Source organism: Streptomyces venetus (genome assembly GCF_039540295.1).
Classification (GTDB): Bacteria; Actinomycetota; Actinomycetes; order Streptomycetales; family Streptomycetaceae; genus Streptomyces; species Streptomyces venetus.
This window is the reverse complement of record NZ_BAABET010000005.1, coordinates 357,273-377,467: the sequence shown is the minus strand read 5'-3', so window position 1 is coordinate 377,467 and position 20,195 is coordinate 357,273. Positions and strand designations below refer to the sequence as shown.

Sequence of the window (20,195 nt, the reverse complement as noted above, 5' to 3'; positions counted from 1 at the left end):
GACGTTTTCCCGCGCCCGAACGGCCCCCTCCGTCGTACGCTCCGAGCGAGACGCACCCCACCTGACGTAAGGCGGCCCGAAAGAGACATGGTCAGCAGCGAGTACGAGCGCAGGATCGCCGCCCGGTTCGCCACCTTCGACCAGGACGGCAACGGCTACATCGACCGCGAGGACTTCATGGGGGCGGCCAAGGCGCTGCTCTCGGAGTTCGCCGTCGCGGCCCGGTCCGACAAGGGACAGGCGCTGTACGGCGGCGCGGAGGCGTTCTGGCAGGGCATGGCGGGCATAGCGGACCGCGACGGCGACCAGCGCATCACGCGCGAGGAGTTCGTCCACGGAGCGGTCAAGCGCCTGCGCGACAACCCCGACCGGTTCGCCGAGATCGCCCGGCCCTTCCTGCACGCGGCCCTCGATGTCGCCGACACCGACGGTGACGGCGCGGCGACGGTCGAGGAGGCCGCCCGCGTACTGAAGTGCCTCGGCGTCCCCGAGGACGTCGCCGGAACGGCCGCCGGCGCGCTCGACGCGGACGACGACGGCAAGGTCGGCGAGACCGAGGTCGTCCCGGCCTTCGCCCGCTACTTCACCGTGCCCGAGTAGCGCTCGCGCAGCTTGTACTTCAGCACCTTCCGCAGGGTCTCGCCCCGCGGAAGGGCGTCCACCACCTCGAGCCGCTCGGGCAGCTTGTGCACCGACAGTCCCTCGGCGCGCAGGTAGGCCGTCAGGGCCGGGAGCGTCAAGGCCCCGGCCCCCGGTGGCTGTTCCACCACCGCGCAGACCAGCTCCCCGCGCGTCGCGTCCGGCAGGCCGATCACCGCCACGTCCGCGACCGCCGGATGCCGGTGCAGCAGGTCCTCGATCTCCTGGGCCGAGATGTTCTCTCCCTTGCGGATGATCACGTCCTTCAGCCGGCCGGTGAGGACCAGATGCCCGGTCTCCGTGAGGCGCCCGAGATCGCCGGTGCGCAGGAACCCGTCCTCGTCGAAGGCCTGCGCCGTCTGCCCCGGATCCAGATACCCCCGGCACACCGCCTCCCCGCGCAGCCGCACCTCCCCGTCCACGATCCGTATCTCCATCCCCTCCGGCGGCCGTCCCTCGGTCGTCGCCAGCAGCTCGGGGTCGTCGTCCGGCGCCCCCATGGTGATCATCGGCACCTCGGTCATGCCGTACCCGTGGGTGAGCCGCACGCCCATCTCGCGCACGACGGCGTGGTACAGCTCCGGCGGCTTGGGCGCCCCGCCGCCCGCCAGCAGCCGCAGTGAGGGAATGAGCGGCGTCCCCGGCTGCTTGCGCTGCTCCGCCAGGAACATCGAGTAGAACGCCGTCGACCCGCCCGCCATCGTCACCCCGTGTCCCCGGTACGCCGCCAGCGCGTCCGGCAGTGCGAACTGCTCGAACAGCACCGCCGGGAAGCCGTACAGCAGCAGCATCACCGTGTAGTCGGGCCCGCCGATGTGCGCGTACGGGAAGGCGATCGAGCCCACGTCGTCCGCCGAGGGCCGCAGGGCGTGCGCGAGGCAGGAGCCGCCCGCGAGCAGGGAACGGTCCGTGTGCAGGACGCCCTTGGGGTCGGAGGTCGTGCCGGACGTCCAGTAGATCCAGCGGACCGCGGTGCCGTCCAAGGGCGGGGGAGGCAGTACGGACGGATCTCCGTCCGGCAGGTCGTCGTAGGCCTCGAAGACGCCCCTCGCGCCCAGCCGCCGGGCCATCTGCGTGTGGTCGAAGCCGCGCCACTCGCCCGGCACCGCGAAGAACTCCGCCTTCGACTCGCGCAGCGCGAAGCCGACCTCCCGCTCCCGGTAAAAGGGGATCACCGGGGTCTGCACCGCGCCGAGGCGGGCCAGCGCGAAGGACAGCACGGCCGTCTCGACGCGGGTGGGCAGCTGCCAGGCGACCACCGTGCCGGGGCGTACCCCCATGCCGTACAGCCCGGCCGCGACCCGTTCGGCTCGGGCGTGCAGGGCTCCGAAGGTCAGCGTCCGGTCGTCCTGGAGGAAGAGCGGGCGGCCGGGGGTGAGGGCGGCGCGGCGGGTGACGAGCTCCCACAGGGTGCGGGACGAACTCAGGGCGTGCGGGGTCTCGTTCACGGCTGCCCCCTGCTGCTCGACTGCGCTTCTTGGCTGACGGGTCGTCAGGTGGGATGCTATCTGACGAGCCATCAGATAAGTACCGTCCGGCGGAGGGGACCCATGGCGACCGAACTGCCCCGCATCATCAGCGTCGACGACCACGTGATCGAGCCGGCCCACCTGTTCGACACCTGGCTGCCGGCCAGGTACCGGGAGCGCGGTCCCCGGCCGCTGACCGCCGGCATCGGTGAACTCGCCTACGTCGGCGGCAAGTACCGGATCACGATGGACCCGGACGGCCCGCCCACCGACTGGTGGGTCTACGAGGACCTGAAGTTCCCGTACAAACGCAACATCGCCGCCGTCGGCTTCGACCGGGACGAGATGACCCTGGAGGGCATCACCCGCGAGGAGATGCGCCCCGGCTGCTGGGACCCCGAGGAGCGCCTGAAGGACATGGACCTCAACCATGTCGAGGCCAGCCTCTGCTTCCCGAGCTTCCCCCGCTTCTGCGGCCAGACCTTCGCCGAGGCGCACGACAAGGAGGTCGCCCTGGCCTGCGTGCGCGCCTACAACGACTGGATGGTCGAGGAGTGGTGCGGGGACAGCGGCGGACGGCTCATCCCGCTCTGCCTCATCCCGCTGTGGGACGTCGAGCTGGCGGTCGCGGAGATCCGCCGCAACGCCGCGCGCGGGGTGAAGGCGGTGACCTTCTCCGAGATCCCCACCCACCTCGGGCTGCCGTCCATCCACTCCGGCTACTGGGACCCGTTCTTCGCGGTCTGCCAGGAGACCGGGACGGTCGTCAACATGCACATCGGGTCCTCGTCCCAGATGCCCGCCGCGTCCCCGGACGCCCCGCCCGCCGTCCAGGCCTCGCTCAGCTTCAACAACGCGATGGCCTCGATGATGGACTTCCTCTTCAGCGGGGTCCTGGTGACGTACCCCCGCCTCAAACTGGCCTACTCCGAGGGCCAGATGGGCTGGGTGCCGTACGCCCTGGAGCGCGCCGACGACGTGTGGGAGGAACACCGCGCCTGGGGCGGGGTGCGGGACACGATCCCCGAGCCGCCGTCCACGTACTACTACCGGCAGATCTTCTGCTGCTTCTTCCGCGACAAGCACGGAGTGGCGTCGATCGACGTGGTCGGCCGCGACAACGCCACCTTCGAGACCGACTACCCCCACGTCGACTCGACCTTCCCGCACACCAAGGAGGTCGCCCTCGACCACGTCAAGGGCCTCGACGACGAGACGGTCTACAAGCTGATGCGCGGCAACGCCATCCGCATGCTCGACCTGGACCTCGACCGCTGAGGACGGCTGATGGACCTGTCGTACACGCCCGAGGAGGAGGAGTTCCGGGCCCGGCTGCGGGAGTGGCTCGCGCGGACCCTCCCGGCCCTCCCGCCCAAACCGTCCCCCGCCGACTGGCCGGGGCGGCGGGCGTACGACCTCGGCTGGCAGCGCAGGCTGTACGACGCCGGATACGGCGACGTCCACTGGGACGCCTCCCCGACCACCCGGCTGATCTTCCTGGAGGAGACCGAGAAGGCCGGCGCGCCCTACGTCGGCGCCAACTTCGTGGGGCTGCTGCACGCCGGGCCGACCATCGCCGCCGAGGGCACGGACGCCCAGCGGGCCCGCTGGCTGCCCCCGATCCTGCGCGGCGAGGAGGTCTGGTGCCAGGGCTTCAGCGAACCGGACGCCGGGTCCGACCTCGCGGCCCTGCGCACCCGCGCCCGGCGCGAGGGCGACGACTACGTGGTGACCGGTGCCAAGATCTGGACGTCCCACGCGGAAGTCGCCGACTGGTGCGAACTGTTGGTGCGCACGGACCCCGCGGCGCCCAGGCACCGGGGCATCACCTGGCTGGCCATGCCCATGGACGCACCGGGCATCACCGTACGGCCGCTGCGCACGCTCGCCGGGTCGGCCGAGTTCGCCGAGGTGTTCCTCGACGAGGTCCGGGTGCCGGTGGCGAACCGGGTCGGCGACGAGAACGACGGCTGGCGCGTGACCATGGTGACCCTGTCCTTCGAACGCGGCACGGCCTTCGCCGGTGAGGTCGTCGCCTGCCGGCGGGTCCTGGGCGAACTGGCCGTCGAGGCCCGCAAGAACGCCCGCTGGGACGACCCGGCACTCCGGCGCCGGCTCGGCAGGCTCAACGCCGAGTTCCGGGCCCTGTGGCGGCTGACGCAGTGGAACGTGAGCGCGGCGGAGGCGTCGGGCGGTGTGCCGGGCGTCGGCGGCTCGGTCTTCAAACTGCGGTACTCGCAGGCCCGTCAGGAGCTCTACGACGCCGCTGCCGACGTCCTGGGCCCCGACTGCCTCGACCTGGACCGCCCCTGGACCCTCGACCGCCTGTCCTCCCTCTCGTACACCATCGCGGCCGGCACCTCGCAGATCCAGCACAGCATCATCGCCGAGCGGATCCTCGGCCTGCCGAAGGGACGATGACCGTGCGGTTCCGGCTCGACGACGACCAGCGGGCGCTGCGGGAGGGGATGCGGCGGCTGCTTCAGCGGCGCTTCGACGGGGCGGCGCTGCGGGCGGCCGCGGACGGGCCCCAGCGGCTCGACCGGGCGCTGTGGCGGGCGCTCGGGGAGGCCGGGTTCTTCGCGTCGCGCCTGCCGGAGGCGGCGGGCGGGGTCGGACTCGGGCTGCCGGAGGCCGCGTTGCTGTTCGAGGAGGCGGGGCGGGCGCTGCTGCCCGGGCCGCTGGTCGCCACCCATCTCGCGGCCGGTGCGGTGCCGGGAGCCGCCACCGGGGAGAGGGTCGTGGCGGCCGTGGACGGCGGGCTCGTGGAGTGGCTGGAGCAGGCGGACGTCGTACGCGGCGACGCCGCCGGCGCCGTACCGCTGCGTTCCCTCGACCCGCTGACCCCCCTGCACCGCGTGCCCGGCGGCCCGGCGGCGTCCCCGGATCCCGTCGCCGTCCTCCTCACCGCGGCCGAGCAGCTCGGCACGGCCGGCCGGGTCTGCGAACTGGCGGCGCAACACGCCCGGGCGCGCGAACAGTTCGGAAGACCCATCGGGGCCTTCCAGGCGGTGGCACACCTGTGCGCGGGGATGCTGGTCCGGACGGAGACGGCCCGCGCGGCGGTGTACGCGGCCGCCGTCACGGCCGACCCCGTCGACATCGCCGCCGCCCGTCTGCTCGCCGCCGAGGCCGCCGTGCGCGGCGCCCGCGACTGCCTCCAGGTGCACGGCGGCATGGGCTTCACCTGGGAGTCCGAGGTCCATCTGCATCTGAAACGCGCATGGGTTCGAACCCAACGTACGGGCGGAGTCACGGAGAGTGAGGAGCTGCTCGCGGCCGAACTGTCCGCCGGAGGGGTCTGACAGGCCGTCTGGCTGCGGCGCAGGCGAACCCGCCGATGAGGATGTCGCGGATCGTGGCATGGCGGGGTTACGGAGAGTTGATACAGGGTCGTGTCCTCCGTGTGACTCGTCACGGCCCGGAGTCGGCCGCCCCCTCGGGTACCTTGTGTGGGATGCGAGTGGTCCTGAACACGCTCCGTACCGCAGTCGCCCCCGGGGTGCCTGCGGATCCCGCGATGCGAGCCGCTGCTCGTCCGGCGGTGCGGCCTGGTGTCGGCGCCTGTTCGACTCCCCGCCGCGAGCGTCGCACAGTATGCCGCACGGGTACTCCTTCGCGCTGGAATATGCCCGAAGCGCTTGTTGGCGTGACTGTACGTCAACCATGCTGTCCCACAAGGGATTCACGTTCCGTGATCCTCGTCCCGGCCGTTGTTCTGGCCATGCAGAAAATGGCTACGATCGTGGCCTTCGTGAGGCGCGAGCCTAAGTGTCCGCCGGTTCGGATGGTGTGAGCGGTGCAGGTGCTTCAAGTGCAGCTGGAGATCCGGCCCGACCCCGCTGAGGTGGGACGGGCCCGGCGGTGGGCCCGCTCGCGCCTGGCCGGGTCGGGGATACAGGCCGACGAGCCGCTCGCCGAGACGCTGATCCTGCTGGTCTCCGAACTCGTCACCAACGCCGTGGTGCACACCGGCCGGCCCGCCGTGCTGCGGCTGTCCCTGCCGCCGGCGGTGACGGAGGAGGTCACCGTCCGTCTCGAGGTCGCCGACCGCAGCGGCCGGGCGCCCGTGCCCCGCTGCGCGGACGACGACGCGACCGGCGGCCGGGGCCTCGCCCTCGTCGACGGCCTCGCGGACCGCTGGGGCTGGAGCGTCGAGGCCACCGGCAAGCGCATCTGGTGCGAACTGGACCGGTGTACGAAGTCCCGCGAGGGTGCGGCGTCGTGCGGGGGTGGCGCGGTGGCGTACGGCGGCGGGGCCGCTTTCGAGGGGCTGGCGTTCGAGGCCGTGTAGGGCGGCGAGCACGGCGTGCGGGGCACATGCCACGCGGGGTTGCGGCGGGGCCGGGGCATGGATGCACGGCAGGGGGGCCGTTCTGGTCATGGCGTGATGCGATGCGCCGGGATGTGCTCCCGTGCGCACCGGCGGCAAATGCCGCACAAGGCGACAAACCGCCGAACGGGTGTTGACGCCTCGTGACCATGTGCTCACGCTTGTGTTCAGCGATTCGCCGTGAGGGGACGGCGAGGACCTCACCGGACGGAGGCCCTCGGCGAGTGTGAGTCGTGACTCGGCGTCGGCTCCCTCAGGGGAAGGGGAGCCGGGGCGGGAGCGCCGGAGTCGGGTGGCGGCGCGCGCGGTCGTGCTCGGGGCGAGCAGCGCGGTGCCGCCATCCAGCTTCAGCGAGCCGGGGTGACGGGTGGGCCCGGCGGGGCCTACAGGACGGCGACCGGGGCCACCGGAGCCCCGGTCGCCCCCGTGAACGGCTCGGGCGTCGCCGCCAGCAGGAAGGCATAGCGGCCCGCTTCTCCACAGGCTGTGGACAACTCTTCGAGATTCCAGTTCTGGCCCTGTGGCATCCCCATCTCCACGAGATGCAGGGCGTGCACCGGCAACCACAGGCCCTCCACCTCGGGCGGGAACACCTCGAAGGTGAGGGTGTCGTTGGCGACGGCTGCGACGTCCCGCGCGTGGAACCACTCCGGCGTCCGGATCGACAGCCCCGGCGACGGGTAGGCGTAGGCGTGCCGGTCCCCGGCGAGACAGAACTGGACCTGGCCGGTCCGTACGAGCACTACGTCACCGGCCCGTACCCGCGTACCGGCGAGCTCCTCGGCGGCGTCCAGGTCCTCGGGCGTGACGGCGTACCCGCCGTCGAGCCGGTCCGTGCCCCGGGCGCGTGCGACGTCGAGCAGCACGCCCCGCGACACGAGTCGCCGGACCCCGTCGATACCGCTGAACTCGGCGCCGCCGTGCGGGGTGACGGTGTCTGCGGGGCGGCCGTTGTAGATCCGGCCCGAGTGGGAGACGTGCGGCAGCGCGTCCCAGTGGGTGGCCGCCTGGAGCCCCATGGTCACGACGTCGTCGCTGCACGCGACCGTGCCCGGGCCGAAGAGCTCCTGGTTGATCTGCACCATGACGTGCAGCGGGTCGATCCGCCCCGGGATCATCCCCGTCTGCACGCCGTCGCGCCGCAGCGGGAGCGCGAGTGGGATCCTCCGGCCGGTGCGGACCGTCGCCGCGGCCTCCCGTACGGCCTCGTCGGTGATCAGGTTCAGCGTGCCGAGCTCGTCGTCTGCGCCCCAACGGCCCCAGTTGTTCACGCGCTTGGCGATGTCGTGGAACGCGTCCGGCAGCGACATGAGTCCTCCCCGGGGCTTGTCTTCCGGTATCTGACGGGTCGTAGAATTCGGACGTCTGCGAAATCTAACGGTCCGTCAGAAACCGTGGGACGGGAAGGGGCCGGGCGTGGGGAACTTCTTGGCGGGCAAGGTCGTCGCCGTCACCGGCGCGGGGCGGGGCATCGGCCGGGCGGTCGCGCTCGCGGCGGCGGCAGAGGGGGCGAAGGTCGTCGTCAACGACTACGGCGTGGCGGTCGACGGGGCCTCGCCGACGAGTGAGGTCGCCGAGGCGGTGGCCAAGGAGATCGAGGCGGCGGGCGGGCACGCGGTGGCGGTCGCCGACGACATCTCCACCATGGCGGGCGGGCAGCGGGTCGTCGACGTGGCGCTGTCGTCGTACGGACGGCTCGACGGAGTGGTCTGCGTGGCCGGGATCCTGCGCGAGCGGATGCTGTTCAACATGACCGAGGAGGAGTGGGATCCGGTCGTCGCGACGCATCTGAAGGGCACGTTCACGGTGTTCCGGGCGGCCTCGGCGGTGATGCGGAAGCAGCGGGCGGGGACGCTGATCGGGTTCACCAGCGGCAACCACCAGGGGTCGGTCTCCCAGGCCAACTACAGCGCCGCGAAGGGCGGGGTCATCTCCCTGGTGCGCAGTGCGGCGCTGGGGCTGCACAAGTACGGGGTGACCGCGAACGCGGTGGCGCCGGTCGCCCGGACCCGGATGTCGGCGGGGGTGCCGGTGGAACTTGCGGAGATCGGGGAGCCGGAGGATGTCGCCGCGCTGGTGGTGTACCTGCTGTCGGGGGAGGCCGCCCGGCAGGGGATCACCGGGCAGGTGTACACGGTCGCCGGGGCGAAGATCGCGGTGTGGGCGCAGCCGAGGGAGTTGCGGGCCGCGTATGCCGCCGGGGGGTGGACCGTGGAGCGGATCGCGGAGTTTCTGCCCGGGTCGGTGGGGGTGGATGTGATGCCGATGCTGGAGCGGGTGGGGGAGATGGAGAGGGCGGCGGGGGAGGGGCGGAGGCCTAACGCCCAGTAGCTCGGGGGTGCGTGTTGTTCGGCGGGTGCGGGTTGTGTGTGGTGGTTCGCGCAGTTCCCCGCGCCCCTTCGGGGTGTTGATCTGCGGGCAGGCGTGTCGCTTGGGGCGGCGGTCCGATGCCCAGTTGTTCGGTGGGTGCGGGTTTCGTTGTGGCTGGTCGCGCAGTTCCCCGCGCCCCTTGGGTTGAGTGAGGCGGCGATCGTGGACTTCGGATTCGGTCAAGAGGACCAGGAGTTTCGGGACGAGGCTCGGGGCTGGCTTGCCGAGAACGTCGAAGGGGTGACCGACCGGCGAAGCTGGGAGCGGACCCTCGGGGCCGCCGGCTGGATCGGGATCGGGTGGGAGGCGTCCGGGTACGGAAATCGGCGGGCCACCCTCACCCAGCAGGTCGCCTGGGCCGAGGAGTACGCACGGTCGGCGGCTCCTGCGCGCTCCGGGCACATCGGGGAGAACCTCCTCGCCCCCACGCTCCTGCTCCACGGCACCGGCGAGCAGAAGTCCCGCTTCCTCCCCCCGATCGCCGCCGGCGAGGAACTCTGGTGTCAGGGCTACAGCGAACCCGGTGCCGGTTCGGACCTGGCGGGCATCCGTACGACGGCCGTACGCGAACCGGACGGCCGTACCCATCGCGTCACCGGCCAGAAGGTCTGGACGTCACTCGCCCGCGAAGCCGACTGGTGCTTCGTCCTGGCCCGCACCGAGCCCGGGTCGAAGCGGCACCACGGACTGAGCTTCCTCCTCGTCCCCATGGACCAGCCCGGCCGGATCGAGGTGCGTCCCATCCGGCAGATGACGGGCACCAGCGACTTCAACGAGGTCTTCTTCGACGGCGCGCACGCGGAGCACGTCGTCGGGGGCGAGGGCGACGGCTGGCGCGTCGCCATGAGCCTCCTCGGCTTCGAGCGGGGCGTGTCCACACTGGCCCAGCAGATCGGGTTCGCCGAGGAACTGCGCACCGTGGTGCGTACGGCCGTGGAGACCGGGGCCGCGCGGGATCCCGTCGTACGGGAACGGCTCGTGCGGCAGTGGGCCGAACTGCGCACCATGCGCTGGAACGCCCTGCGGACGCTGGGGGGTTCCGGTGGCCCGGGCGCGCCCAGCGTCGCCAAACTGCTGTGGGCCGGCTGGCATCAGCGGCTCGGGGAGCTGGCGGTGCTGGTGCGGGGCGCGGCCGCGAGCGCGGGACCGGCCGACTGGTCGGTCTCGTCGCCGTACGAACTGGACGCGGCGCAGCACCTGTTCCTCTTCTCCCGGGCCGACACGATCTACGGCGGCTCGGACCAGGTCCAGCGCACGATCATCGCCGAGCGGGTGCTCGGCCTGCCCAGGGAGCCCAAGGGGGCCGTGTGATGCGAGGCGTGATCTTCGACGGGAAGCGGGTCCGGGTCGTCAGGGATCTCCAGGTGCGGGAGCCGGGGCCGGGCGAGGTGCGGGTCGCGATCTCGGCGGCGGGGCTGTGCCACAGCGATCTGTCGGTGGTGGACGGGACCATACCGTTCCCCGTTCCCGTGGTGCTGGGCCATGAGGGGGCGGGCGTCGTGGAGGCGGTGGGTGCGGGCGTCACCCATGTGGTGCCCGGGGACCATGTCGCGCTGTCCACCCTCGCGAACTGCGGTGCGTGCGCGGAGTGCGACCGGGGCCGGCCCACGATGTGCCGGCAGGCGATCGGGCGCCCGGGCCGGCCGTTCAGCCTCGATGGGGCGCCCGTCCACCAGTTCGCCGCCAACTCCGCCTTCGCCGAGCGCACGGTCGTGAAGGCCGTACAGGCGGTGCGGATCCCCAAGGACGTGCCGCTGCCGTCGGCCGCGCTCATCGGCTGCGGGGTCCTGACGGGAGTCGGCGCCGTGCTGAACCGGGCGCGGGTGGACCGGGGTGACAGCGTCCTGGTGATCGGGACGGGCGGCATCGGGCTGAACGTGCTCCAGGGGGCGCGGCTCGCGGGTGCCCTGCGGATCGTGGCCGTCGACGCCAACCCGGCGAAGGAGGAGGTGGCGCGGCGGTTCGGTGCGACCCACTTCCTCACCTCGGCCGAGGGCGTGCGGGACATCCTCCCCACCGGCGCGGACCACGCCTTCGAGTGCGTGGGCCGGGTGGAGCTGATCCGCCAGGCGATCGACGCGCTGGACCGGCACGGGCAGGCGGTCCTCCTCGGCGTGCCCCCGGCCACCGCCGAGGCGTCCTTCCGCGTCTCGTCGCTGTACCTGGACAAGTCCATCCTGGGCTGCCGCTACGGCTCCTCCCGGCCCCAGCGCGACATCGCCCTGTACGCCGGCCTGTACCGCGAGGGCCGCCTGCTGCTCGACGAACTGGTCACCCGGACCTACCCCGTCGAGGACTTCGAGAAGGCGGCGCAGGACGCGGAGGCGGGGCGGGTGGCGCGGGCGGTTCTCACCTTCTGAGGGCTCGGGGTCGCCCCGCGGCGACGGCCGGCGCCGGGTCCCCGCCGGTCTGCGGGCCCTTCCCGGTCCGGAAGGTCCGCCGGTAGGCGGTGGGGGTGACGCCCAGCGCCGCCTGCATGTGCTGGCGCATCGACTGTGCCGTGCCGAAGCCGGCGTCGTGGGCCACCTGGTCGACGGAGCGGTCGGTGGACTCCAGCAGGTGCCGGGCCCGTTCCACACGCTGCTGGGTGAGCCACTGGCCGGGGCTGACCCCGGTCTCCTCGCGGAAGCGGCGGGTGAAGGTGCGGACCGACATGGCCTCCTGGGCGGCCATGTCGCGCAGCTGGATCGGCTCGTGGAGGCGGCCCAGGGCCCAGGCGCGGGCGGCGGTGGTGGACGCCTGCTGCGGATCGGGCACCGGCCGCGCGATGTACTGCGCCTGCCCGCCGTCACGGTGCGGCGGTACGACCGTACGGCGGGCCACGTCGTTGGCGACGGCGGAGCCGTGGTCGCGGCGCACGATGTGCAGGCACAGGTCGAGGCCGGCCGCGACACCGGCGGAGGTCAGCACGTCGCCGTCGTCGATGAACAGCACGTCCGGGTCGACGTCGACCTGCGGGAAGAGCCGCTGGAGGCGCTCGGCGTCGGACCAGTGCGTGGTGGCGGGCCGGCCGTCGAGGAAGCCGGCGGCGGCGAGGACGTACACGCCGGTGCAGATGGAGGCGAGCCGGGTGCCGGGGCGGAGGTGGGTGAGGGCGGCGGCCAGTTCGTCGGTCAGCACGCCCTCCTCGTAGACCGGGCCGAGTTCGTACGACGCCGGGACGATCACCGTGTCGGCGGTGGCCAGGGCCTCCGGGCCGTGCGCGACGTGGATGGCGAAGTCGGCGTCCGTCTCGACCGGGCCGGGCGGCCGGACCGAGCAGGTGACGACCTCGTACAGATGCCGTCCCCGGGCGTCCTTCGGGCGGCCGAAGATGCGGTGCGGGATGCCCAGCTCGAAGGGGAGCAGCCCGTCGAGCGCGAGGACGACGACCCGGTGGGGGCGGAAGCCGGTGGAGGACGAGGTCGCTGCTGTCATGGCCGGATCCTAACGAACGCTGTCCTCCGGGCCACTCGATGCGCTGCGTCGCAGAGCGGAAGCTCTATGTCGTGACCCAGACAAGCGAAGCCCCAGCAGCCGTACAGCAGCCGTCGAAGCCGGGCCGCGGGCGTGTGCACCGGGCCTGGTTCGTCGCCGCCGTCACCTTCGTGACGATCATCGGAGCCGCGGCCTTCCGATCCGTGCCGGGCCTGCTCATCGACCCCCTCCACGCCGAGTTCGGCTGGTCCCGCGGCACGATCGGCGCCGCCGTCTCCGTCAACCTCGCTCTCTACGGTCTGACGGCCCCGTTCGCCGCCGCCCTGATGGACCGCTTCGGCATCCGGCGGGTCGTCGCGGTCGCGCTCACGGTGATCGCGCTCGGCTCCGGCCTGACGGTGTGGATGACGGCGGCCTGGCAGCTGATGCTGTGCTGGGGGCTGCTGGTCGGCCTGGGCTCCGGCTCCATGGCGCTGGCCTTCGCGGCGACCGTCACCAACCGCTGGTTCACCGAGCGGCGCGGTCTGGTCAGCGGCATCCTCACCGCCGCCTCGGCCTCCGGCCAGCTGATCTTCCTGCCGTTGCTGTCCTGGATCGTCGACCGGTACGCGTGGCGCCCGGCGGCGGTGACGGTCGCACTCGCCGCCCTCGCGGTCGTCCCCTTCGTCTGGCTCCTCCTCCACGACCACCCGGCCGACGTCGGCCAGAAGCCGTACGGCGCGGCCGAGTTCGTGCCGAAGCCCGCACCGGTGCGCGGCGCTGCCCGCCGGACGGTGTCCGTCCTGCTCTCGGCGGCCCGCACCGGCCCGTTCTGGCTCCTCGCCGGCACCTTCGCCATCTGCGGCGCCTCCACCAACGGCCTGGTCCAGACCCACTTCGTGCCCGCCGCCCACGACCACGGCATGCCCATCACGGCCGCCGCGTCCCTGCTCGCGGTGATCGGCGTCTTCGACGTCGTCGGCACGATCGCCTCCGGCTGGTTCACGGACCGCTTCGACGCCCGCCGGCTGCTCGCGGTGTACTACTCCCTGCGGGGCGTGTCGTTGATGTTCCTGCCGCTGCTGCTGGTCACGCCCAGCGTGCAGCCGCCGATGATCTTCTTCATCGTCTTCTACGGCCTCGACTGGGTCGCCACCGTCCCGCCCACCCTCGCCCTGTGCCGCGAGCAGTACGGCGAGGACAGCGCGATCGTCTTCGGCTGGGTCCTCGCCTCCCACCAGGTCGGCGCGGCCCTCGTCGCCTTCCTCGGCGGCGTCGCCCGCGACACGTTCGGCTCCTACGATGTGGTCTGGTACGCGTCGGGGGCGCTGTGCGCGGTGGCCGCGTTGATGGCGTTGGTCATTCGTCGGAGGCCGGGGGCCGTGGCGGCGGCGGTCTGAGAACGGATACTGGTGCGGGGGAATCGACCCATCGGGGAACAGGGGCGGGGCACATGACCGGACTGATCGGCATCGGGGTGTTCCTGCTGCCGTTCGGGCTGCGCATCTGGTACGTCGAGCGGAGCTTGAAGCGCAACGGGGTGCGGGTGGTCGCGACGTGCGTCGACCGGGTCTACGACGGGGTCAGCGCGGACCCGAAGAGGGTCCTGTGCCAGTACTTCTCCGAAGACGGCCGCCGGATGCGCTGGATGGTGGAGGGTCCGCCCGACTTCCCGGAGGTGGGCGACCCGGTCGAACTGATCTATGACGCGCGCTATCCGGGACACGCGCAACGGTGGACGGAGAGGAAGTTCCCGATCACTCTCGGCGTCGGCTGGACCTCGCTGGCCGGGCTGCTGATCACCGCGGGAACGCTGCACGTGCTGCTCACCTGAAACCGCCGGAGGACCGCTACCGGGTGCCCGGGGCCGCGGCCTCCAGGTCGGTGATGCTGCCCGACATGATCGTGCGTACGTGTGCGGTGATGTGCTCGGCGGGCCAGTCCCACCAGGCCACCGCCAGGAGCCGGGCGACGTCCTCGGCGTCGTAGCGGGTGCGGATGAGGCGGGCCGGGTTGCCGCCGACGATGCCGTAGTCGGGGACGTCGGCGGTGACCACGGCGCCGGTGGCGATGATCGCGCCGTGCCCGATCCGTACGCCGGGCATCACCGTCGTGCCGTGGCCGAACCAGACGTCGTTGCCGACGACGGTGTCCCCGCGGTCGGGCAGGCCGGTCAGCAGGTCGAAGTGCTCCGCCCAGGAGCCGCCCATGGTGGGGAAGGGGAAGGTCGAGGGGCCGTCCATCCGGTGGTTGGCGCCGTTCATGATGAACCGCACGCCCGTGCCCAGCGCGCAGAACCTGCCGATGATCAGCTTCTCCGGCCCGTAGTGGTACAGCACGTTGCGGGTCTCGAACGCCGTCGGGTCGTCCGGGTCGTCGTAGTAGGAGTACTCCCCGACCTCGATCAGGGGGGACTTGACGAGGGGCTTGAGCAGGACCACCCGGGGCTGTTCGGGCATCGGATGCAGGATCGTCGGGTCGGCGGGCACTGGCATGGGCGCGCTTCCTCATCTGTGGCGGGTGTCCGGCCTATTGTGGACCCGGCAACTTCCCTGCTTCGAAAGGCCGGTTGATGACACTCGGCATGGTCCTCGGTGACGGGGTCGTCGTGACGTCGCTTCTTCGTTCACGCTCGACCTTCCGAGGAGTCCGCCGTGTCCACGATCCACTGGATCGAGGTTCGAACCCGTTCCGCCCGTTGGCATTCTGAGTCCGGGCTGCCCCTGCCCCGCCGGGTCGTCGTCGCCGACGACCGTATGCGGGCCGCCGACGCCCACCGTCTGGCCTGCGAGGGCACCGCGTTGTTGTGGCGCGGTGATTTCCACAACGCCCGTCAGCTGCTGCGCGCGATGGACCGCCGTGTCGGCCGTGCCGCGCCCGGCGCGGCGGACAGTCCCGCCGAGACCTTTCACCTGCAACGCCGCTTCCGCGCCCACCGTGCGCGCGTGCTCGGCAAGTTGCTCGTCCTGCTGGAGGAGGACCACAGCCTGGCGCTGCGCCGAGCGCCTGATGTGCGCCGGGCGTGCGATGAGGCGTACGGGGTGTCCGAGGGGCCCGTGGCCGTCGCCCTCACCGAGCTGCTGGGTGTGCTCGGTGCCCGGCAGTGGCGGGAGCGGGGCGTGTACGTCCCGGCGCTGGAAGCGCGGATCCACCCGCACTACGGGGTGTTCGCGCCGACGCGGGGTGAGTACGTCGACCTGGTCGCGCGGGCGCCGCTGCCCGGCACCGGCGTCCGCTGCGCGTTCGACCTGGGCACGGGCACCGGTGTGCTCGCCGCCGTGCTGGCCCGGCGGGGTGTCGGGCGGGTCGTGGCCACGGACGTGAGTGCGCGGGCCCGGGCCTGTGCGCGGGAGAACGTACGGCGGTTGGGGCTCGCCGGGTCCGTTCGCGTCACCGGGCCCGCGCTGTACCCCGAGGGGCGTGCCGGTCTCGTCGTCTGCAACCCGCCCTGGATCCCGGCCCGTCCCGCCTCCGACCTCGACCTCGGCGTCTACGACGCGGGTGGCGGCATGCTCGACGGGTTCCTGAGCGGGCTCGCCGGGCGGCTGGAACGCGGCGGTGAGGGCTGGCTCGTCCTGTCCGACCTGGCCGAGCGGCTCGGGTTGCGGAGCCGGGAGGAGCTGCTGACGGCCGTGGAGGGGGCCGGGTTGCGGGTGGTCGGGCGGGTGGACACGCGTCCGGGTCATGCGCGTGTGCGGGACACGGACGATCCGCTGCACGCCGTACGGGCCGCCGAGGTCACGTCACTGTGGCGGCTGGCCGTCGGCTGAGCCGCCCGCGTGGGATCAGCCGGATCAGGAGGCCGGCGAGGTCCGGCCGAAGAGCCGGCCGGCGAGGTCGATCCCCGTGATCGTGCCGTCGCTGTCGCGGGAGAAGTAGCCGCGCTGCCCCGCGAGGCCGCCCTCGGTGACGATGTACTTGTCGTCGGCACCGGGGAGGAAACCGATGGCGGCGGCAGGGTAGTCCGGGGGCATCTGCTCGGTCGAGGCTGCGCGGATCTCCGGCTTGATGCCGACCGCCAGGGTGAGGCGGGTGCCGTCGGTGGCGACGTTCGAGGTTCATGGCGTCGATCTGGTAGCGGCCGACGACCTGCAAGGGTGAGTGAACCGGCTCAGTCCGTCGGTTCAGTCCGTCGGGTCGTCTGGCAGGTGCGCGAACCGCCCCCGGTGGAAGAGCAGCGGGCCGTCCGGGTCGGCGTCGGTGTCCGTGCCGAGGGCGTCCACCCGGCCGACCACGATGAGGTGGTCGCCGCCGGTGTGGACGGCGTGGATCGCGCAGTCGATCCAGGCGACGGCTCCCGGCAGACGCGGCGAGCCGGACACCGGCGCCGCGTCGTACGGCACGCCCGCGAACTTGTCCGCCCCGCTGACCGCGAAGGCACGGCAGAGTCCGGCCTGGCGGGACCCCAGGACGTTCACGCAGAAGACGCCCGCGCGAGCGATGCGCGGCCAGGTCGTCGACGCGCGGCCGACCATGAAGGCGACCAGGGGCGGGTCCAGGGAGAGGGACGTGAAGGATTGGCAGGCGAAGCCCGCGGGGGAGTCGGCGGCGGTGGCGGGAGGGGCCGTGATGACGGCCACGCCCGTCGCGAAGGTGCCGAGGACCCGGCGGAACTCACGCGGGTCCAGGGGAGCGCGCTCGTCGGCGCCGACGCACCGCAGTTCGGGGCGCGGCAGCGCTTCGACGGGCTCCGGGGCGGTGGTGCGGACCGACCTGAGGTAGCGGACGGCGGCTTCCGCCATCCCTGCTTGTCCCATCACAGGCGCCATTGAAGCTGACGCACCGTCAGATAGGAAGGCTCAGTGGCCGGTGAACTCCGCCCCGCGTCGCTCCACGAAGCTCCGCACGCCCTCCCGCGCGTCCGCCGTCGTCATGTTGATCTCCTGTGCGGCGGCCTCGGCCGCGAAGGCGGTGGCGCGGTCGGTGTCCAGGGAGGCGTTGACGAGGTGCTTGGTCAGGGCGAGGGCGCGGGTGGGGCCGGTGGCCAGGCGGTGGGCCCATTCCGTGGCCGTCTTCTCCAGCTCGTCGTCCGGCACGACCCGGTTGACCAGGCCGAGCCGTTCGGCGTCCGCCGCGGTGAGCGCGTCGCCGAAGAACATCAACTCCTTGGCGCGCTGGGGGCCGATCAGGCGGGGCAGCAGATAGGCGCCGCCCCCGTCGGGCACCAGCCCGCGCCGTACGAACACCTCGATGAACCGTGCCGACCGCGCGGCCAGGACGAGGTCGCAGGCGAACGCGAGATGCGCGCCCAGCCCGGCGGCCGTGCCGTTCACCGCCGCGAGCACCGGCTTCTCGCAGTCGAGCACGGCGGAGATCAGCCGCTGGGCGCCGGTGCGGAGGGTGCGTGCGACATCGCCGGGGGCGCGCTCGCCGGTCGTGGCGGTGCCCCGCAGGTCCGCTCCGGCGCAGAAGCCGCGGCCCGTGCCCGTGATCACGACGGCTCGTGTCGCGGCGGTCGCGGAGGCCTCCGACAGCAGACGGATGATGTCCTCCCGCTGGCCGGGCGTGAGGGCGTTGAGGGTCTCGGGCCGGTTGAGAGTGATGGACAGGACGTCGTCGCCGGTGGTGTGCAGGACAGCGGGTTCTTCCGTCATCGGCCGCACACCGCCAGCGCGTCCAGCGCCACCGCGCCCTGCCCCTGAGGCAGCACCATCAGCGGGTTGACGTCCAACTCGGCGAGCTGGTCCCCGAGTTCCAGGGCCATGCGCTGCACGCGCAGGACGACCTCGACCAGTGCGTCCAGGTCGGCCGGCGGCCGCCCCCGGACCCCGTCGAGCAGTGCCCGCCCGCGCAGCCCGGCGAGCATGTCCCGGGCCTGCTCCTCCCCGAAGGGCGGCACTCCCACGACGGTGTCGCGCAGCACCTCGACGAGCACGCCGCCGAGGCCGACCGTCACGGTCGGGCCGAACAGGTCGTCGTGGGCGACGCCGACGACCATCTCGACCCCCTGCTCGACCATCTGGCAGACCAGGACGCCGTCCAGGGAGACGCCCTCGTAACGGGCGATGTCGGTCAGCTCCCGGTAGGCGTCGCGGACCTGGCTCGCCGAGGTCAGGCCGATCTTCACCAGGCCCAGTTCGGTCTTGTGGGCGATGCGGGCGCCCGAGGCCTTCATCACCACCGGATAGCCCACCTGGCCCGCCGCCCGTACGGCGGCCGCCGCACTGGTCACCAACTGCTCGCGCGGCACCCGGATGCCGTACGCCCGCAGCAGTTGCTTCGCCGCGTGCTCGCTCAGCTGCTCACCCGGGTGCATGAGCGCCTGTGCCTTGCGGTAGGACGGCGAGGGGGTGCGCGGGGCCTCGTCGAAGGGGGAGCGGTAGCCGGTCGTGAAGCGGTGGTGGGCGAGGTGGGCGCGGACGGCGGTGAGGCAGTTGCCGACCGTGCGGAAGGTGGCCACGCGCGAGGAGCCGAGCAGGACGTCCCGGTAGGCCGGTTCGGTGCCGACCGGCGACCCCCACACCACGCACACCAGCTTGTCCGTCTGCTCCGCCGCGTCCACCAGGTCCCGTACCAGCCGGTCGCTGAGCGGGGGGAACGGCCCGGTGATCGGGCAGACCAGCACGCCCACCTCCGGGTCGTCGAGGATCGCGTCGATGATCTTCCGGCCGCGTTCGTCCCCGACCGGGTGTCCGCCGTTGTCGACCGGGTTGGCGACGCTCAGGTACTCGGGTATCCACTGGTGCAGCTCGGCCTGCCTGGCCTCGGACAGGACCGGCAGGCGCAGGCCCGCCTCGGTCGCCAGGTCGGCCACGTGCGCGCCCGTGCCGCCCGAGATGGAGTAGACGACGACCCCGTCGGCGCGGGGCGGCCGGGCCCGGGCCAGCAGGGCTGCCGTGTCCTGGAGTTCGTCGAGCCCGTCGACGCGGATCACGCCGTACTGGCGCAGTGCCGCGTCCACCACCGCGTCCGCGCCGGTCAGTTTGCCCGTGTGGGAGGCCGCCGTGCGGGCGCCGGTCTCGGTGCGGCCCACCTTGACGGCGACGACCGGCACGCCGCGCCGGGCGGCCCGGTCGGCGGCGAGCAGGAAGGAGCGGCCGTCCTTCAGCCCTTCGAGGTAGCAGGCGATGGCGCCGACCTCGGGCCGCTCGGCGAAGTAGGAGAGGAAGTCGGCGGTCTCCAGGTCGGCCTCGTTGCCGGTGGGCGCCCAGTGGGAGAGGCGGATGCCGAGCTCCTGGAGGGCGAAGACGGGGCGGCCCTGGTGGCCGGACTGGGTGATCAGCGCGATCGCCGGCCCCTCCAGGTCGTCACGGAACCGCTCGAAGGCGTTGAGGTTGGTGTTGGGGCCCAGCAGCCGCAGCCCGGACCGTGCGACGACCTCGGCCAGCCGCCGCTGAGCGGCCGCGCCGGCCTCGCCGGTCTCCGCGAAGCCGGAGGCGAAGACGACCGCGAACCGGGCCTTGGCCTCGGCGAGTTCCTCGACGACGGGGAGCGGGTCACCGACCAGCACCACGGCCAGGTCGACCTGCTCGGGCAGGTCGGCGACGGACGGGGAGCACGGAATGCCGAAGACGGACGGCCGGCTCGGGTGCACGGGGTACAGCCGGGCACCGACCCGCCCGGCCCAGTCGGCCAACTGCCGTGTGACGCCGGTGTTGGGGCGGCCCTCGCTGTCCGAGGCGCCGATGACGGCGACGGACCGGGGGCGGAAGAACAGGTCCAGATCGGGTACTTCGGCGTGCAGCGGACGCCCGCTGACGTCGAGGTCGCCCACCTGGGCCGGCCTGCCGTGCACGGCGGGCCCGGACCGTTCGCCACAGGCGATGGCCCGGGTCCGGCGGGAGTCGGTGGTGAGGGTGCCGTGGGTCGATCCAAGCATCGTTCCGCCCGCTCCTGTGAGACAGCCGCTAACTGACGCTCTGTCAGATTATCTGAACTGACTCCACGTCAGGAACGGTCGTGCGGGGAGCAACTTCCGACCCGGGCGGTCGGCCCGGGCGGTCGGTCCGGGCGGCCGGTCCGGGCGGTGGTCCGGCCCGGGCGGTGGT

At 72.6% G+C, this 20,195-nt stretch carries 19 protein-coding genes; 11 read left to right on the top strand and 8 right to left on the bottom strand.

Features of this window, described 5'->3' with window-relative positions:
* Positions 1 to 87: 87 nt before the first annotated feature.
* On the top strand, positions 88 to 600 hold the full coding sequence (locus ABEA82_RS18815; RefSeq protein WP_345662701.1) for an EF-hand domain-containing protein: 513 nt from the start codon (positions 88 to 90) through the stop codon (positions 598 to 600).
* Here ABEA82_RS18815 and ABEA82_RS18810 read toward each other — a convergent pair.
* Positions 579 to 2,087 (bottom strand): class I adenylate-forming enzyme family protein, encoded by a 1,509-nt coding sequence (locus ABEA82_RS18810; RefSeq protein ID WP_345662700.1) that lies wholly within the window; start codon positions 2,085 to 2,087, stop codon positions 579 to 581. The two genes, ABEA82_RS18815 and ABEA82_RS18810, sit on opposite strands and share 22 nt — an antisense overlap.
* 102 nt (positions 2,088 to 2,189) lie before the next feature.
* On the opposite strand from ABEA82_RS18810, the gene ABEA82_RS18805 reads away from it, so the two are divergent.
* The 4 genes from ABEA82_RS18805 to ABEA82_RS18790 all read left to right on the top strand — a co-directional run bounded on the left by ABEA82_RS18805 (position 2,190) and on the right by ABEA82_RS18790 (position 6,402).
* Positions 2,190 to 3,386: an amidohydrolase family protein gene (locus tag ABEA82_RS18805; RefSeq protein ID WP_345662698.1), complete on the top strand. Its 1,197-nt coding sequence runs from the start codon at positions 2,190 to 2,192 to the stop codon at positions 3,384 to 3,386.
* Positions 3,387 to 3,395: 9 nt separating this feature from the next.
* Complete coding sequence (locus ABEA82_RS18800) at positions 3,396 to 4,529, top strand: acyl-CoA dehydrogenase family protein (RefSeq protein ID WP_345662697.1); 1,134 nt, start codon at positions 3,396 to 3,398, stop codon at positions 4,527 to 4,529.
* The gene (locus ABEA82_RS18795) at positions 4,526 to 5,413 is read left to right on the top strand and encodes an acyl-CoA dehydrogenase family protein (protein WP_345662696.1); all 888 of its coding nucleotides are present in this window, start codon (positions 4,526 to 4,528) and stop codon (positions 5,411 to 5,413) included. Before ABEA82_RS18800 ends, ABEA82_RS18795 begins: the two co-directional genes overlap by 4 nt.
* Before the next feature lie 509 nt (positions 5,414 to 5,922).
* Positions 5,923 to 6,402 (top strand): ATP-binding protein, encoded by a 480-nt coding sequence (locus tag ABEA82_RS18790; protein ID WP_345662935.1) that lies wholly within the window; start codon positions 5,923 to 5,925, stop codon positions 6,400 to 6,402.
* 422 nt (positions 6,403 to 6,824) lie between these two features.
* Here the strand turns inward: ABEA82_RS18790 and ABEA82_RS18785 are convergent, their stop codons facing one another.
* Positions 6,825 to 7,751 (bottom strand): cyclase family protein, encoded by a 927-nt coding sequence (locus tag ABEA82_RS18785; RefSeq protein ID WP_345662695.1) that lies wholly within the window; start codon positions 7,749 to 7,751, stop codon positions 6,825 to 6,827.
* Between the two features lie 106 nt (positions 7,752 to 7,857).
* Here ABEA82_RS18785 and ABEA82_RS18780 point away from each other — a divergent pair, with 106 nt between their 5' ends.
* The 3 genes from ABEA82_RS18780 to ABEA82_RS18770 all read left to right on the top strand — a co-directional run bounded on the left by ABEA82_RS18780 (position 7,858) and on the right by ABEA82_RS18770 (position 11,171).
* Complete coding sequence (locus tag ABEA82_RS18780; protein WP_345662694.1) at positions 7,858 to 8,772, top strand: SDR family NAD(P)-dependent oxidoreductase; 915 nt, start codon at positions 7,858 to 7,860, stop codon at positions 8,770 to 8,772.
* Positions 8,773 to 8,973: 201 nt separating this feature from the next.
* A complete protein-coding gene (locus ABEA82_RS18775) occupies positions 8,974 to 10,122 on the top strand; it encodes an acyl-CoA dehydrogenase family protein (RefSeq protein ID WP_345662693.1) in 1,149 nt (382 codons plus the stop codon).
* Positions 10,122 to 11,171: a Zn-dependent alcohol dehydrogenase gene (locus tag ABEA82_RS18770; RefSeq protein WP_345662692.1), complete on the top strand. Its 1,050-nt coding sequence runs from the start codon at positions 10,122 to 10,124 to the stop codon at positions 11,169 to 11,171. The genes ABEA82_RS18775 and ABEA82_RS18770 overlap by 1 nt, the downstream gene beginning before the upstream one ends.
* Here ABEA82_RS18770 and ABEA82_RS18765 read toward each other — a convergent pair.
* The gene (locus tag ABEA82_RS18765; protein WP_345662691.1) at positions 11,161 to 12,228 is read right to left on the bottom strand and encodes a GlxA family transcriptional regulator; all 1,068 of its coding nucleotides are present in this window, start codon (positions 12,226 to 12,228) and stop codon (positions 11,161 to 11,163) included. The two genes, ABEA82_RS18770 and ABEA82_RS18765, sit on opposite strands and share 11 nt — an antisense overlap.
* A 71-nt stretch (positions 12,229 to 12,299) precedes the next feature.
* Between ABEA82_RS18765 and ABEA82_RS18760 the strand changes: the two genes are divergently transcribed.
* Both ABEA82_RS18760 and ABEA82_RS18755 read left to right on the top strand, forming a co-directional pair.
* On the top strand, positions 12,300 to 13,607 hold the full coding sequence (locus ABEA82_RS18760; protein ID WP_345662690.1) for an MFS transporter: 1,308 nt from the start codon (positions 12,300 to 12,302) through the stop codon (positions 13,605 to 13,607).
* Between the two features lie 53 nt (positions 13,608 to 13,660).
* Complete coding sequence (locus tag ABEA82_RS18755; protein WP_345662689.1) at positions 13,661 to 14,041, top strand: DUF3592 domain-containing protein; 381 nt, start codon at positions 13,661 to 13,663, stop codon at positions 14,039 to 14,041.
* A gap of 16 nt (positions 14,042 to 14,057) precedes the next feature.
* Here the strand turns inward: ABEA82_RS18755 and ABEA82_RS18750 are convergent, their stop codons facing one another.
* Positions 14,058 to 14,702, bottom strand: coding sequence for a CatB-related O-acetyltransferase (locus ABEA82_RS18750; RefSeq protein ID WP_345662688.1), 645 nt, complete (start codon positions 14,700 to 14,702; stop codon positions 14,058 to 14,060).
* A 159-nt stretch (positions 14,703 to 14,861) separates the two neighbouring features.
* Between ABEA82_RS18750 and ABEA82_RS18745 the strand changes: the two genes are divergently transcribed.
* On the top strand, positions 14,862 to 15,977 hold the full coding sequence (locus tag ABEA82_RS18745; RefSeq protein ID WP_345662687.1) for a methyltransferase: 1,116 nt from the start codon (positions 14,862 to 14,864) through the stop codon (positions 15,975 to 15,977).
* 24 nt (positions 15,978 to 16,001) lie between these two features.
* Here ABEA82_RS18745 and ABEA82_RS18740 read toward each other — a convergent pair whose 3' ends face one another.
* The 4 genes from ABEA82_RS18740 to ABEA82_RS18725 form a co-directional block, all read right to left on the bottom strand.
* Complete coding sequence (locus ABEA82_RS18740) at positions 16,002 to 16,181, bottom strand: hypothetical protein (RefSeq protein WP_345662685.1); 180 nt, start codon at positions 16,179 to 16,181, stop codon at positions 16,002 to 16,004.
* Positions 16,182 to 16,331: 150 nt separating this feature from the next.
* On the bottom strand, positions 16,332 to 16,964 hold the full coding sequence (locus tag ABEA82_RS18735; protein WP_345662684.1) for a flavin reductase family protein: 633 nt from the start codon (positions 16,962 to 16,964) through the stop codon (positions 16,332 to 16,334).
* Positions 16,965 to 17,006: 42 nt separating this feature from the next.
* Positions 17,007 to 17,801 carry an enoyl-CoA hydratase/isomerase family protein gene (locus tag ABEA82_RS18730; protein ID WP_345662683.1) on the bottom strand — a complete coding sequence of 265 codons (795 nt, stop codon included), beginning with the start codon at positions 17,799 to 17,801 and terminating at the stop codon, positions 17,007 to 17,009.
* Positions 17,798 to 20,026: an acetate--CoA ligase family protein gene (locus ABEA82_RS18725; RefSeq protein ID WP_345662682.1), complete on the bottom strand. Its 2,229-nt coding sequence runs from the start codon at positions 20,024 to 20,026 to the stop codon at positions 17,798 to 17,800. The genes ABEA82_RS18730 and ABEA82_RS18725 overlap by 4 nt, the downstream gene beginning before the upstream one ends.
* Positions 20,027 to 20,195: the final 169 nt, after the last annotated feature.

Bases quoted from the DNA above. Each gene is read 5' to 3' on its own strand.
- ABEA82_RS18785 (WP_345662695.1), bottom strand. From the start codon at position 7,751: ATGTCGCTGCCGGACGCGTTCCACGACATCGCCAAGCGCGTGAACAAC.
- ABEA82_RS18735 (WP_345662684.1), bottom strand. From the start codon at position 16,964: ATGGGACAAGCAGGGATGGCGGAAGCCGCCGTCCGCTACCTCAGGTCG.
- ABEA82_RS18765 (WP_345662691.1), bottom strand. From the start codon at position 12,228: ATGACAGCAGCGACCTCGTCCTCCACCGGCTTCCGCCCCCACCGGGTC.
- ABEA82_RS18750 (WP_345662688.1), bottom strand. From the start codon at position 14,702: ATGCCAGTGCCCGCCGACCCGACGATCCTGCATCCGATGCCCGAACAG.
- ABEA82_RS18805 (WP_345662698.1), top strand. From the start codon at position 2,190: ATGGCGACCGAACTGCCCCGCATCATCAGCGTCGACGACCACGTGATC.
- ABEA82_RS18800 (WP_345662697.1), top strand. From the start codon at position 3,396: ATGGACCTGTCGTACACGCCCGAGGAGGAGGAGTTCCGGGCCCGGCTG.
- ABEA82_RS18755 (WP_345662689.1), top strand. From the start codon at position 13,661: ATGACCGGACTGATCGGCATCGGGGTGTTCCTGCTGCCGTTCGGGCTG.
- ABEA82_RS18730 (WP_345662683.1), bottom strand. From the start codon at position 17,801: ATGACGGAAGAACCCGCTGTCCTGCACACCACCGGCGACGACGTCCTG.
- ABEA82_RS18795 (WP_345662696.1), top strand. From the start codon at position 4,526: ATGACCGTGCGGTTCCGGCTCGACGACGACCAGCGGGCGCTGCGGGAG.
- ABEA82_RS18740 (WP_345662685.1), bottom strand. From the start codon at position 16,181: ATGCCCCCGGACTACCCTGCCGCCGCCATCGGTTTCCTCCCCGGTGCC.
- ABEA82_RS18725 (WP_345662682.1), bottom strand. From the start codon at position 20,026: ATGCTTGGATCGACCCACGGCACCCTCACCACCGACTCCCGCCGGACC.
- ABEA82_RS18770 (WP_345662692.1), top strand. From the start codon at position 10,122: ATGCGAGGCGTGATCTTCGACGGGAAGCGGGTCCGGGTCGTCAGGGAT.
- ABEA82_RS18815 (WP_345662701.1), top strand. From the start codon at position 88: ATGGTCAGCAGCGAGTACGAGCGCAGGATCGCCGCCCGGTTCGCCACC.